Source organism: Halobacillus salinarum (assembly GCF_022919095.1).
In the GTDB taxonomy this organism is placed as follows: domain Bacteria; phylum Bacillota; class Bacilli; order Bacillales; family Halobacillaceae; genus Halobacillus_B; species Halobacillus_B salinarum.
Genome location: NZ_CP095073.1, coordinates 2,433,496 through 2,445,827 on the forward strand (window position 1 = coordinate 2,433,496; position 12,332 = coordinate 2,445,827).

The following is a 12,332-nucleotide window of genomic DNA, read 5'->3' on the forward strand; positions in this document are numbered from 1 at the left end:
GTTTATCTCATGACGGTCACCACGCAAGAGACAGCAGCTCAATTAAAACATCTTTACACATATCTTGAAACGAATAAAGATACTTCTCAAGCAGAAAAAGTGCTTGATTTAATTGATAAATTGCAGCGAAAAGAAATCATGATTGGATTTGCCGGTCACTTTTCCGCTGGTAAATCTTCCTTAATTAATACTCTAGTACAAGAGGAGATCTTACCTTCAAGCCCGATACCAACCAGCGCGAATGTAGTAAAACTCCGTTCAGGAGCTCCCTTTACGGTTACTTCATTTCCAGAAGCACGGCCAAGGAAATATGAAGGTGATCTGGAGTTGGAACAGGTAAAGGACTTGTGCCGGGAAGGGGAAACAATTACTGGAGTGGAAATTAGCAGACCGATAAAATCATTGCCCGAAAATACAGTCCTTCTTGATACGCCAGGAGTGGACTCTACAAATGATGCAGACCGGCTGATTACAGAATCTTCTCTCCACATGATGGATTATATGTTTTATGTGATGGACTATAACCATGTTCAATCGGAAGTGAATTTAAAATTTTTACTGGAAATGCAGCAGCGGCGCACCCCTTTTTCTATCGTCATTAATCAGATTGATAAACATAATAGAGAAGAATTAACTTTTACGGAATTCAAAGAAAGCGTCCGACATTCTTTAAGCGATTGGGGGATTAACCCGCATCATATCTATTATACTTCGCTTAAAAACTATGAGATCGATACCAACGAACTAGACCGTTTAATGCAGGACTTTAGAGCATTGTTTAATAGGACAGAGGAACAGATAGAAAATCAAGCGTTATCCAATGCTCGTACGATAGCTGAAGAAACGAAAGCTGATAAAGAAGAAGAAAAAGAGGACAAAAAACAATTACTGGAGGAAGAGCTTGAGAAAAGTGAGGAGATAACAGCCACCAGATCAACAGTTAAGGACTGGAATTTATACTTTGAAGAGCTTGATAAAGAAGAAGATGAACTGTACGACCGTTTTAAAGAACGGGTACTCTCATTTTTTCCCAATGCTTATTTAATGCCCAGCTCCATCAGGGATAATGCCAGAGATTATTTGGAGGCTATGCAGCCCGACTTTAAAGTAGGTATGCTGTTTACAAAGAAGAAAACGGAAGAGGAAAGGCAAAACAGGGAAGAAGCTTTTTATCAATCTCTTACAGATGGCATAGAAAAAAATTTAAAATGGCCATTGAGGGACAGAATCATGGAGGTCATTGACACCTTCGGGATAGAAGACCAGCAGTTAAGGAATAAAATACAGGAATTTAACATTTCCTACCCTAAAGAGCGCTTGGCTTCCTTGATCGAATCAGGGGCTAAAGTGACAGGTAATTATGTATTGCGCTATACCGAAGAGGTGGCTAAAGACGTTAAACAGCTTTACCGTGCTCATGTTTTAGAGTGGCTGAAAGATATGAAAGCATTTTTGGAGAAAAAAAGGGAACTGGAAAGAGAAAAGCATCATGACGTTATTACCGCCTTAGAGAAAAAACAGATGATTGAAGGGAAAATAGAGAAACTCGAAGAAAACTACGCTGAAGAAACAGCCAGGCTTATGCAGCAGCTTCATAAAGAGGAGGTATCTGACCAAGTAAGAGCAGCAGCTGAGCAGGCACTTCAAGAAAGAGAGCAGAACATAAAAGTTTATTCTGCTAGTGATGTAGATCTTCCCGTGAAATCATCTTCTCGTACTGCTGCTATAAATGAGAATTGGGAAAAAACAGAACCGAAAGAGCTACGACGAGTTTCCTTTGTGTTAAGTGAAACGGAGCGCGCGTTACAAGTTTTAGAACGCTCTTCCGGTATGGAAGATCTGTTTCATCAGCTTAACAGTAAACGAAAGCGGCTTTCGACCCGCAATTTTACAGTAGCTTTGTTCGGGGCATTTAGTGCAGGGAAATCATCATTTGCAAATGCTTTGTTAGGTTCAAAGGTGCTTCCGGTCTCCCCTAATCCTACTACGGCTACGATTAATAAAATCGTTCCCCCAACAGAGGAGTATCCGGACCGTACGGTAAAAGTGAAAGTTAAGACGACCCGCCAGCTTTTAGAGGATATGCAGGAGGCATTGAATCAGCTGGAAATTTCCGGTTTGTCCCTCTCTGAAGTAAAAAAACAACTGGATCAGCTGCATGAAGAAGAATTTATGAAATTAGAGCAAAAGCAGCTCGCCTTTATCAAGGCTTTTCAGGCAGGGTTCTCGTTTATGGAAGGGAAACTGGGAGAAGAGCTAACGGTTGAGTGGGAGGCATTCTCTTCTTATGTGGCAGACGAGGAAAAATCCTGCTTTATAGAATCACTGGAGCTTTATTATGATTGTGCCTGGACAAAAGCGGGCATTACGTTAGTAGATACGCCCGGAGCAGATTCAGTCAATGCCAGGCATACGGACGTTTCCTTTGATTATATAAAAAATGCAGATGCCATTCTGTTTGTTACTTACTATAATCACCCATTTTCCAAGGCAGACCAATCCTTTCTACATCAATTGGGAAGAGTAAAAGATACGTTCGCTATGGACAAAATGTTCTTTATTATTAATGCCAGTGATCTTGCTTCTTCTGACAAAGAGCTCGGGGAAGTGGAATCCTATGTACAAGAGCAACTCGTTCATTTTAACATCAGATGGCCACGTCTATTTTCATTATCGAGCCTCCATGGATTGCGTAAAAAATTAGAAGGAACGAGTCATGAGCCCATGGCTCTTTTTGAAGAAAAATTCCACCAGTTTTTATCAGATGAATTAGCTGAGGTGATGATCCAGTCGATCAATCAGGATCTCCATACTGCGAAAGAGACATTAAGGGAATTCATTCAGCAGGCGGAGATGGATCAGGAAGAGCGCGACAGGCAGCTTAAGATGTTTCAAAAAGAAAAAGGCGAAGCCTCTGACACTCTTCATGTTCGACTTCAACAAGCAGAAACGGAACCGATTCTCCATAAACTAGAGAAACAAATTCACTTTGTTCATGAGCGGATGATGTTAAATTTTCATGATGTATTCAAACATCATTTTAATCCAGCTGTCATTAATGGCCGTGAAGAATCAGTAAAAAACCAGCTTCATAAAGCGGCCGACCACTTAATCCATGAAATGAATCATGAAATGAAACAGGAGCTGCAGGCCGTAAGCCTTAGGATTGAACGATTGATCCGGGATATGGCAGCTGAAAAGAAACAGGTTTTAGAGAAGAATCTTCAACAAATTCGAACAGTACTTCTACTTTCAACACCTGAACTTGATCAGCTGGCAAGTCCGGAACTGTCACTGGAATTTACAATGAAACCAAAAGAATACGAGGATATTTTGAAAGGATTCAAGAGTACGAAAGCATTTTTTGAAAAGAATGAAAAAGAAATAATGAAGGATTCTCTTAGCGCCAGAATCTCACCACTCCTACAGCAGCAGTTGCAAAGTGGAGAAGAGATTCTAAAACAGCATTACACCGCATTATGGGAGGAGCAGTTCAGCCAATTGAAAAAAGTCTGGGAGGAAGAAATCAACCATACTTATGAAAGATTTATTTATGGTTTAAAACATCCCGTAGATAAAGGTGATCTGGAGATGCGTTACAAGGAATTGGCAGACATTAAGTTCTAATGGCTGTCTGGTTCCATATACTAAGGTTAAGAGACCTCGTCGCATCTTAAGAATTCTTCTTCCTCCTTCTTAAGGTGCGACCCAAAAAACAGATGAAAAAGAGCCTGGGGATTTCCCCAGGCTCTTTGTACGTTCACTTTATATTTTTACTTCCACGTCTGCATCTTTTCTTAATTTATCAACGAGACTTTGAACTTGCTTCTGTGTTTTCTGCTGTTCCAGCTGTTTTTTAAGAGTTGGTTTAACTTCTTCAAATTTTGGTGCATCTTTTTTACCTTTAGTCATCGTTTCATACTGCTTTTTCAATTCATCTTCTGAAACTTTAGGCTTGTCTGTATTTTCATCAATATATTTGGTGATTTTGATGTTTTCTTCTAATTGATTTTTCACTTTTTTCTCAGACAGGTCGTTTTTCTCATAGGCTTGTTTCATTTGATCCTTGCTTTTAAACTGATCAGTAAACGAGGTGTATTTTTTATCCACTTCTTTCGTGCTTACCTTAATGCCGTCCTCCTCAGCTTGTTGACTGAGCAGTTCAGCACCTATCATTTGATCCACAACCGACTGCTTTAACTTATCTTTGTTTTTCTCAACGTCCATTCCCATTTGTTGATATTGCTGTTTCATACTTTCAAACTGTGTATTAAAATCTTGTCTTGGAAGCTCTTCTCCATTAACTACGGCAACAGGACCGCTGCTGTTCTCTTCAGCACTGGCGTCACTGCTTTCTTGTTTCTTCTCTGTTTGTTTGCTGTCATCTTTGGCACTTTCCTTATCAGAGCATGCACTTAAACCAAACGCGGCAAGCGCTGCAATCATTAGCATTAAAAACAACTTTCTCATTGGAAGATCTCTCCTTTGCTTATGAAACATTACACGGAGTGTAGCATATTGATTTTGGCTTGTAAATCTTGTTCGTCATGTTTAGGAGGATTCACGCATAAAGTTGAAAGAAAGGAGGAGGTATAATGTACGGCTATTACCCTAACGTCCCGTACCGTCCTGCCCAAGCTGCAGATGAGGCTAAGGTAACTTTTTTAAGCAGCCCTCTAGCCCCTGACTTAAAAGGAATAATGCAGTTTTACCAGCGCCCTTATGGAGTGGAAGTGTTTGTTCAGGTGGAGGGATTACCTCCATTCAAAAAAGAGAAAAACGGAGTACAAGTTGGTCCGCACGGTTTTCATATTCATGAAAAAGGAGTATGCGAGCTTGGTGACGGGAAAGAACCATTCAAATCAGCTGGCGGGCATTGGAACCCTAACCAGCAGCCTCATGGAAATCATCCGGGAGACTTTCCAGTTTTATTTTCAAACCATGGCCGGGCCAGGATGATCTTTTTTACAGACCGGTTTAAAGTTGAAGATATTATCGGGAAATCTGTAATCATCCATCAAAGTCCAGATGACTATCGCAGCCAGCCTGCTGGTAACGCAGGAAAACGGATTGCTTGTGGGATTATAGAAAAATCTTGAGGAAAAAGGAATAATTTTCACAAAAAGGGAATATACTATTAAGCGTAGAGCCCAAAAAGTGCTCAGCTTGACTTCACCGGTGAAAAATAGTATATTGATATATAAGTAAACAAGTTGGATGTACTGATGACGCATAACTCCTAATCACTTATTATAAAGAGTTATCAATGGCTATTGGTACTTTTTATAATATGTGATTTTTTCTTTTAGCAAAACGCATATTAATTTTTAGAAACATTGGAGGACCCATTCCTATGAAAACAGGTACAGTGAAATGGTTTAACGCGGAAAAAGGTTTTGGATTTATCGAAATTGAAGGCGAAGATGATGTATTTGTACATTTCAGCGCAATCAATGAAGAAGGATTCAAATCCCTTGAAGAAGGTCAATCTGTAGAATTTGAAATTACAGAGGGCAACCGCGGACCACAAGCTGCGAACGTAACTAAATTATAAGGCATAAGATTGGAAAGAGGCTGGCTCAGAAGAAGTCAGTCTCTTTTACATCATTCTTGTGTCAAGAGGAGGTTTCAGTTCAAATGGCATTTGGTAAAAAGAACCAGGTCGAAGTAAAAGAAGAAGAAACAAAGATTTGGGAATGTTCATCAGAAGACTGTAACTGTTGGATGAGAGATAATTTTCGTACGAATGAGGAAAATATCTGTCCCCTTTGCGGCAGCAAGATGGAGCAAACGAGCAAGGTGCTGCAGGTAGTGGAAAATAACAGCCTTTATTATAAGTCTTAAATAGTTACAAACGGTTCATTGTCTTTAGACTGCTGGTCATTCCCAGCAGTCTTTTTCATTTAAGATAAATAAGAGACTTGTTTTTCCAGAGCATACAAGTTAAGCAGCTCTTTACCCGGGAAGAGTTATTGTTTTTCCTTTGAATCGAGTGGGTATAAAATAAGGACATGCAATAATAAAAGGTGGGTATTCATTATGGATCAGCACTTAGAACGAATATTGTCTACAAAGGATTTCATAAGAAAGCAGACGATCGGCACAATCCTCGATCAATTTGATGGGAAATTAATGAACTTGTCCCTGACGGATCGGAAGAAAAAATATGAGAAAATGAGAGAGGATGCTTATAGCTTTTTCCGCGGAAGTGCATATTTGTTTTTCTTCGATACGATTGATCTTCCCCTTACCTTTCACACTCCGAAAGAAAAGCCAACCTGGATTATGGGAGACTTGCATTTTGATAATTTCAGCGGGTTTCAAAATGAAAACAACGAGATCGTTTTTGATGTGGATGATTTCGACGAAGGCTATTTAGGTTCTTATTTATTTGATGTAATGAGGATGGCTGTTAGTATTCGGCTGTATGCAAACCAGCTTAGTTACACAAAAGAAGAACAGGATGAACTTGTCGATCGTTATTTAAAAACGTACATTAATCAGCTGGAATCATTCAATGAGGGAGAAGAGGATCCGGTAAAGCTGCAATTTACTGAAGAAAATACAAAAGGACCAGTTAAAAAAACGATAAAAAAGCTGGAAAAACGAAAAAATTCTCATGAATTGGATAAACAAACAGTTTTAGATCATGATTCGATCCGTTCATTTGATATAGGAAAAGAAAAGCTTTCATCTGTTTCTAAACAAGAAAGAGATGAGCTTAGTAATGCCTGGGATGAATACATCCGCTCCATTCCTGAAAAAGACAGGAAACAAGGATCCTTCTACCGCATTAAAGATGTCGTCAAAAAGAAAGGCTCCGGCATAGGATCGACCGGCCTGCAGCGTTACTACATTCTAATTGAAGGAGCAGAGGAAAAAGCGCACCAGGATGATATCATCCTTGAGGCCAAAGAAGCGAGGGCCCCGATACCTGCTTATTTCTTTCCTTACGATGAGGAATTCTGGCAGGATAATAAACATCAAGGCCGAAGAGTGGTCCACACACAAAAAGCGATGCACCATCTTGCAGATCCATTTTTAGGCTATTTTACTTTACGAGGACGGCATTTTTATGTGAGAGAACGCTCGCCGTTTTCTAAAGATTTGAAGGACAAATATTTAGAAGACTACAAATCCATGAAGCAAACGGTAAAAACTATGGGCAGAATCTCTGCTAAAATCCACGCCCGTGCTGATGCAGATCTTGATGCAGGGATACTGGACTACCATAGTGAAAAAGCCATTTTAGAAGCGATTGGCTCCAAGAAAAAACAATTCCGACGCCAGGTAAGTTTATGGTCGGATCATTATCAGGATACGGTTGAGCATGACTATGAATTATTTAAAGAATGGCTGGTGGAAAGAGAATTTTTTAAATCCTGATTCATAACTGTTTTATCCTCCAGAAGAATGGTATAATTCTACTGTTATACATTCAATTACTGGAGGATTATTTATGCTAACTGCAACAGATGTAAGTCTTCGGTTCGGTGACCAGAAGTTATTCGAAGACGTCAATATAAAGTTTACACCAGGCAATTGCTACGGCTTAATTGGCGCTAATGGAGCTGGAAAATCAACCTTTTTAAAAATCCTAAGCGGTGAGATTGAGCCGCAGACTGGGGATGTTTCTTTAAAAAAGGATCAGCGATTAGCTGTTTTAAAACAGGATCATTTTGCTTATGACGAGTATAAAGTGCTTGAAACTGTGATTATGGGACATACGAGACTTTACGAAGTCATGCAGGAAAAAGATGCGATCTACATGAAAGGCGAATTTACAGAAGAAGATGGCATGCGTGCAGCCGAGCTTGAAGGAGAGTTCGCAGAAATGAACGGCTGGGAAGCTGATTCTGAAGCAGCCCGGCTGTTAATTGGATTGGGCATTTCTGATGAATTGCATGATAAGCAGATGAGTGAGCTTGCCGGTTCTGAAAAAGTAAAAGTCCTGCTTGCACAGGCGCTGTTCGGAAATCCTGATGTTCTTCTGCTCGACGAGCCTACGAACCATTTGGATATCAGAGCGATTCAGTGGCTGGAGGATTTTTTAATTGATTTTGAAAACACGGTGATCGTAGTCTCACACGACCGTCACTTTTTGAATAATGTTTGTACGCATATTGCAGATTTAGATTTTGGCAAAATCCAAATTTACGTAGGCAACTATGATTTCTGGTATGAGTCAAGCCAGCTTGCACAGAGGATGTCCGAAGAACAAAATAAGAAAAAAGAAGAAAAGATTAAGGACTTAAAAGAATTTATTGCTCGATTTAGCGCGAATGCATCGAAATCTAAACAGGCGACATCCAGAAAGAAACTATTGGATAAAATCACTTTGGATGACATTCAGCCATCTTCGAGAAAGTATCCTTATATTGCTTTTAAAGCAGAGCGGGAAATTGGCAACGATCTTCTAACTGTAGAGAATTTGTCAAAAACGATCGATGGTGTAAAAGTGCTCGATAACCTTAGTTTCACTCTAAACAGAAATGATAAGGTCGCACTAGTTGGAAGTAATGAAACGGCCAAAACAACACTGCTCCAAATATTGATGGGCGAATTGGAACCTGATGAAGGAAGCTATAAATGGGGAGTGACTACATCGCAAAGCTACTTTCCTAAAGATAATTCCCGTCATTTCGAAGGGTGTGACCTGTCGCTTGTCGAATGGCTAAGGCAATATTCTCCCGAGGATGAAACGGAAACCTTCCTTCGAAGTTTTCTTGGCCGCATGCTGTTTTCGGGTGAAGAAGCTCTTAAAAAGGCCCACGTGTTGTCTGGTGGAGAAAAAGTGCGCTGCATGCTGTCAAAAATGATGCTATCCGGAGCAAACGTACTTCTATTAGATGAGCCGACGAACCACCTTGACTTAGAGTCTATAACAGCATTAAATAAAGGCTTGATTAATTTTAAAGGTTCTATTATCTTTGCTTCCCACGACCATGAATTTATTCAAACGATCGCAAATCGGATCATTGAAATTACACCAAATGGATATGTGAATAAAGAAATGAGTTACGATGAATATTTAGCTGATCCTGCCGTGCAAAAGCAAGTTGCGGGATTGTATTAATCATTTAAAATCCCTGCTTATGGCGAGACCACTGAAAAAGTTCCTGCTAATTTAGAGCTGCTGTTAAAGTCTGATCACGAATCGCTTATCAGTGGATGCTTGCCGCGGGCACGGCCACAGCTAACTTGGTCATGATGATCATTAGACCTGGTGGAACTTTGGCTCGTGCTGTTCCTGCAGGTGTCACCACCGACCGCACATCGTGGAATCAACAGAGAGTAATCTAAAAAGAGTGATTTTCTTGGATTTATAAAAGAAAATCACTCTTTTTTCAAATTTTTTTAATAAAATCTTTTCTGAGGTTCATTGGCAGAAATGCAGAATCCTTGGATTAAATTGTAGAATAATAGAAGATTCCCGAAGAAAGAAGAGAATTGTAGTACAGCTCTCTACAATTGTAATAACAGTGAAATGTAGTTGTTAATTTTGAAATCGAACTGTTAGCTGTTTGTTCTTAAAATAAAGTGAGAATCTGATATTCTTGTAATTGTGACATTAACACAGGAAAGTAATTGTGGTGTAATCACAATCAACAAGAGGAGGAACATTATTTTATGAAGAAGACAGTTTTCTCTCTAGCAGCTGCAGTAACGATGACAGGGGCATTTGCTACATCAGCAAGTGCAGCAGAATATACAATTAACAAAGGTGACACACTATGGAGCATTGCTCAAGACAATCAAGTATCAGTAGACAAGCTTAAAAAATGGAACGATCTTGACTCAAATTTAATTTATCCAAACCAGAAACTCACTGTTACGAAAGAAGCAAAAGAACAAGCTTCTGAAGACACCTACACAGTTAAATCAGGAGATACGCTTTATAAAATCTCTCAGCAATTTGGAATTACAGTAGATCAGCTGATGGCATGGAATAATCTATCTTCAACGATGATTTACCCGGGAGATAAATTTGCAGTGAAAGCACAGGCAGCACAATCCCATTCAAACAACAACCATGCGTCTGCATCTAAAAGTAATCAGTCAAGCGACAAAAAAGCAAAAGCTGAAAAAACAAATGTTAAAGATACGTCAACTCAAAAGAATAATACCAGCAACGATGTGATTAAAGAATTCACAGCATCTGCAACAGCTTATACTGCTAATTGTGCAGGATGCAGCGGCGTGACAGCCACAGGAATCGACTTGAAAGCTAATCCAAACCAAAAAGTAATAGCTGTCGATCCTGATGTCATCCCACTAGGTTCCAAAGTTTATGTAGAAGGCTATGGAATTGCAATTGCCGGTGATACTGGCGGAGACATTAACGGTAAACGCATCGATGTATTTATACCAAATAAACAAGATGCAATGGCCTTTGGATCTAAGAATGTAAAAGTACAAGTGCTAAGCGAATAAAAAGTGATCTCCCCCTAAAGATCATGAACGTTAAGAAAACCCACTATCAAAGTATAGTGGGTTTTCAGTTTGTAAAAGGATTCGAGTGTTTTTCTGTACATTCTCTAAGTAAGGAAGACTCCGTACCTCTATTATAGAATTGAATTTATTCACAGAAGGGCTCAGGCTTTGTCTTTGCGGTGCATATTGATAGACTAGGAATGAGACCTAATGATAGAGGTGATAAATGATGAAAGCAATGATTCATGAAGGAAAAGACGGTCTTGATGGACTTCAAATGAAAGAAGTTCCTGAGCCATCTTTGAAGCCTGATGAAGTAAAAGTTCGTATACGTGCAGCAGGAATGAACCGGCGTGATTTAGCTGTCATAACAAAAAGGCATAAAGCGGAAGATCCTCTGCTTATCCCGGGCTCTGACGCGGCAGGCGTTGTTGAGGAAGTGGGGGGATCAGTTACTAAGTTTAAACCTGGAGATGAAGTTGTAGTGAATCCAGGCATCGGCTGGGAAGTTAATAGCGAAGCCCCTCCAGAAGGATTCGAAATTGTCGGTTTTCCTTATCAGGGTACTTTTGCCGAGTACATCTGCCAGTCGGAAAAATTTATTGAACCAAAGCCTGAACACTTAACTTTTGAACAAGCGGGAGTCCTTTCCTTAGCTGCGTTAACCGCCTACAGGGCATTATTTACAAGAGGAAAATTAAAAAAAGACCAAACCGTTATGCTTCCAGGCATCGGAAGCGGTGTCCTTACCTTTGCTTTGAAATTTGCTAAAGCGGCAGGGGCTCGTGTCATTGTTACTTCTCGATCAGAAAAAAAGCTGCAGGAAGCGCTTGAGTTAGGAGCAGACAGAGCGGTTAAAACAGAAAGTGACTGGAATAAAGGACTGGAAGAGGAACAAGTCGATTTGCTGCTTGAAAGCATTGGGGCTGCAACTTTTACCCAATCACTAGGGATTGTAAAAAAAGGAGGAACGATTGTTACCTTCGGCGCGACCACAGAGGACGAGGTAACGATAAATATTCGCACCTTCTTTTATGGACAATATAATTTATTAGGTTCTACGATGGGCAGTGCTGAAGAATTCCGCCACATGCTTTCATTTGTAAAACAACACGAAATCCTCCCTCAATTAGATAAGGTGTTCTCTTTAGAGGAGTACCGGGAAGCTTTTGAATACTTGGAAAACACAAAGAATTTCGGTAAGATTGGGATTTCCATCTCTAATTCCTAAAGCAATAAAGCGCAGCGGGAGCTAATCCTGCTGCGTATTTTTATGAGGAGGGGAAGAATGAAAAAAATCGCCATTTTAGGATCGGCGGGTTCGGGAAAATCGACACTTGCGAAAATACTTGGGGAAAAATTGCACGTAGACGTTCTTCACTTAGATACTTTATTTTGGAAGCCGGGATGGAAAGCTTCAACTATTCATGAGTTAAAAAATAAACAGAAGAAGTTTTTGAATAAAGAGGCGTGGATTATTGATGGGAACTACAGCCGTGTATGGGATGAACGGTTGGATCAGGCAGATACAATTATTTTTTTAAACCTGCCAAGAACCCTATGCCTGCTGAGAATTTTAAATCGTTGGCGTCGATATCGCGGGAAGATCAGGGAGGACTTAGGTGCCGGCTGCCCCGAGAAAATGGACCTCGAATTTATAAAATACGTCTGGAATTTTCCCGAGCAAAAAAGCGGGAAAATTTTGAAAGCTATGATGCAGCGAACTGATAAAGCTCAATTGCTCGTTTTTAATAACCGTAAATCCATTCAAAAATTCACCCAACAACCTTTTTCTTCCAACTAAGTAGCAACTCCGAAACTTTATAAATAAATCCAGCTCTTAAACGAACGAATGTGCGTATAATTGGACAAATGTTCCACCTGACAGTGTAAAATAG

General features: G+C 39.9%; 10 protein-coding genes. 9 read left to right on the forward strand and 1 reads right to left on the reverse strand.

Annotated features, from left to right (window positions below):
• The first annotated feature begins 9 nt into the window (after positions 1–9).
• Positions 10–3,627: a dynamin family protein gene (locus tag MUN89_RS12555; protein WP_244708157.1), complete on the forward strand. Its 3,618-nt coding sequence runs from the start codon at positions 10–12 to the stop codon at positions 3,625–3,627.
• Positions 3,628–3,765: 138 nt separating this feature from the next.
• Here MUN89_RS12555 and MUN89_RS12560 read toward each other — a convergent pair whose 3' ends face one another.
• Positions 3,766–4,470 carry a SurA N-terminal domain-containing protein gene (locus tag MUN89_RS12560; protein WP_244708158.1) on the reverse strand — a complete coding sequence of 235 codons (705 nt, stop codon included), beginning with the start codon at positions 4,468–4,470 and terminating at the stop codon, positions 3,766–3,768.
• 125 nt (positions 4,471–4,595) lie between these two features.
• Here MUN89_RS12560 and MUN89_RS12565 point away from each other — a divergent pair, with 125 nt between their 5' ends.
• The 8 genes from MUN89_RS12565 to MUN89_RS12600 all read left to right on the forward strand — a co-directional run bounded on the left by MUN89_RS12565 (position 4,596) and on the right by MUN89_RS12600 (position 12,238).
• Entirely contained in the window at positions 4,596–5,099 is a 504-nt protein-coding gene (locus MUN89_RS12565; protein WP_244708159.1) for a superoxide dismutase family protein, read from the forward strand.
• Positions 5,100–5,353: 254 nt separating this feature from the next.
• Entirely contained in the window at positions 5,354–5,554 is a 201-nt protein-coding gene (locus MUN89_RS12570; RefSeq protein ID WP_035541471.1) for a cold-shock protein, read from the forward strand.
• Between the two features lie 83 nt (positions 5,555–5,637).
• Positions 5,638–5,844 carry a cold-shock protein gene (locus tag MUN89_RS12575; protein ID WP_244708160.1) on the forward strand — a complete coding sequence of 69 codons (207 nt, stop codon included), beginning with the start codon at positions 5,638–5,640 and terminating at the stop codon, positions 5,842–5,844.
• Between the two features lie 195 nt (positions 5,845–6,039).
• Positions 6,040–7,386 (forward strand): DUF2252 domain-containing protein, encoded by a 1,347-nt coding sequence (locus tag MUN89_RS12580; RefSeq protein WP_244708161.1) that lies wholly within the window; start codon positions 6,040–6,042, stop codon positions 7,384–7,386.
• Between the two features lie 73 nt (positions 7,387–7,459).
• Positions 7,460–9,076 carry an ABC-F family ATP-binding cassette domain-containing protein gene (locus tag MUN89_RS12585; protein ID WP_244708162.1) on the forward strand — a complete coding sequence of 539 codons (1,617 nt, stop codon included), beginning with the start codon at positions 7,460–7,462 and terminating at the stop codon, positions 9,074–9,076.
• Positions 9,077–9,630: 554 nt separating this feature from the next.
• Positions 9,631–10,434: a LysM peptidoglycan-binding and 3D domain-containing protein gene (locus MUN89_RS12590; RefSeq protein WP_244708163.1), complete on the forward strand. Its 804-nt coding sequence runs from the start codon at positions 9,631–9,633 to the stop codon at positions 10,432–10,434.
• A 229-nt stretch (positions 10,435–10,663) separates the two neighbouring features.
• Positions 10,664–11,665: a zinc-binding dehydrogenase gene (locus MUN89_RS12595; RefSeq protein WP_244713764.1), complete on the forward strand. Its 1,002-nt coding sequence runs from the start codon at positions 10,664–10,666 to the stop codon at positions 11,663–11,665.
• A 57-nt stretch (positions 11,666–11,722) separates the two neighbouring features.
• Entirely contained in the window at positions 11,723–12,238 is a 516-nt protein-coding gene (locus MUN89_RS12600) for a P-loop NTPase family protein (RefSeq protein WP_244708164.1), read from the forward strand.
• Positions 12,239–12,332: the final 94 nt, after the last annotated feature.

Bases quoted from the DNA above. Each gene is read 5' to 3' on its own strand.
- MUN89_RS12575 (WP_244708160.1), top strand. From the start codon at position 5,638: ATGGCATTTGGTAAAAAGAACCAGGTCGAAGTAAAAGAAGAAGAAACA.
- MUN89_RS12585 (WP_244708162.1), top strand. From the start codon at position 7,460: ATGCTAACTGCAACAGATGTAAGTCTTCGGTTCGGTGACCAGAAGTTA.
- MUN89_RS12565 (WP_244708159.1), top strand. From the start codon at position 4,596: ATGTACGGCTATTACCCTAACGTCCCGTACCGTCCTGCCCAAGCTGCA.
- MUN89_RS12580 (WP_244708161.1), top strand. From the start codon at position 6,040: ATGGATCAGCACTTAGAACGAATATTGTCTACAAAGGATTTCATAAGA.
- MUN89_RS12560 (WP_244708158.1), bottom strand. From the start codon at position 4,470: ATGAGAAAGTTGTTTTTAATGCTAATGATTGCAGCGCTTGCCGCGTTT.
- MUN89_RS12590 (WP_244708163.1), top strand. From the start codon at position 9,631: ATGAAGAAGACAGTTTTCTCTCTAGCAGCTGCAGTAACGATGACAGGG.
- MUN89_RS12600 (WP_244708164.1), top strand. From the start codon at position 11,723: ATGAAAAAAATCGCCATTTTAGGATCGGCGGGTTCGGGAAAATCGACA.
- MUN89_RS12595 (WP_244713764.1), top strand. From the start codon at position 10,664: ATGAAAGCAATGATTCATGAAGGAAAAGACGGTCTTGATGGACTTCAA.
- MUN89_RS12570 (WP_035541471.1), top strand. From the start codon at position 5,354: ATGAAAACAGGTACAGTGAAATGGTTTAACGCGGAAAAAGGTTTTGGA.
- MUN89_RS12555 (WP_244708157.1), top strand. From the start codon at position 10: ATGACGGTCACCACGCAAGAGACAGCAGCTCAATTAAAACATCTTTAC.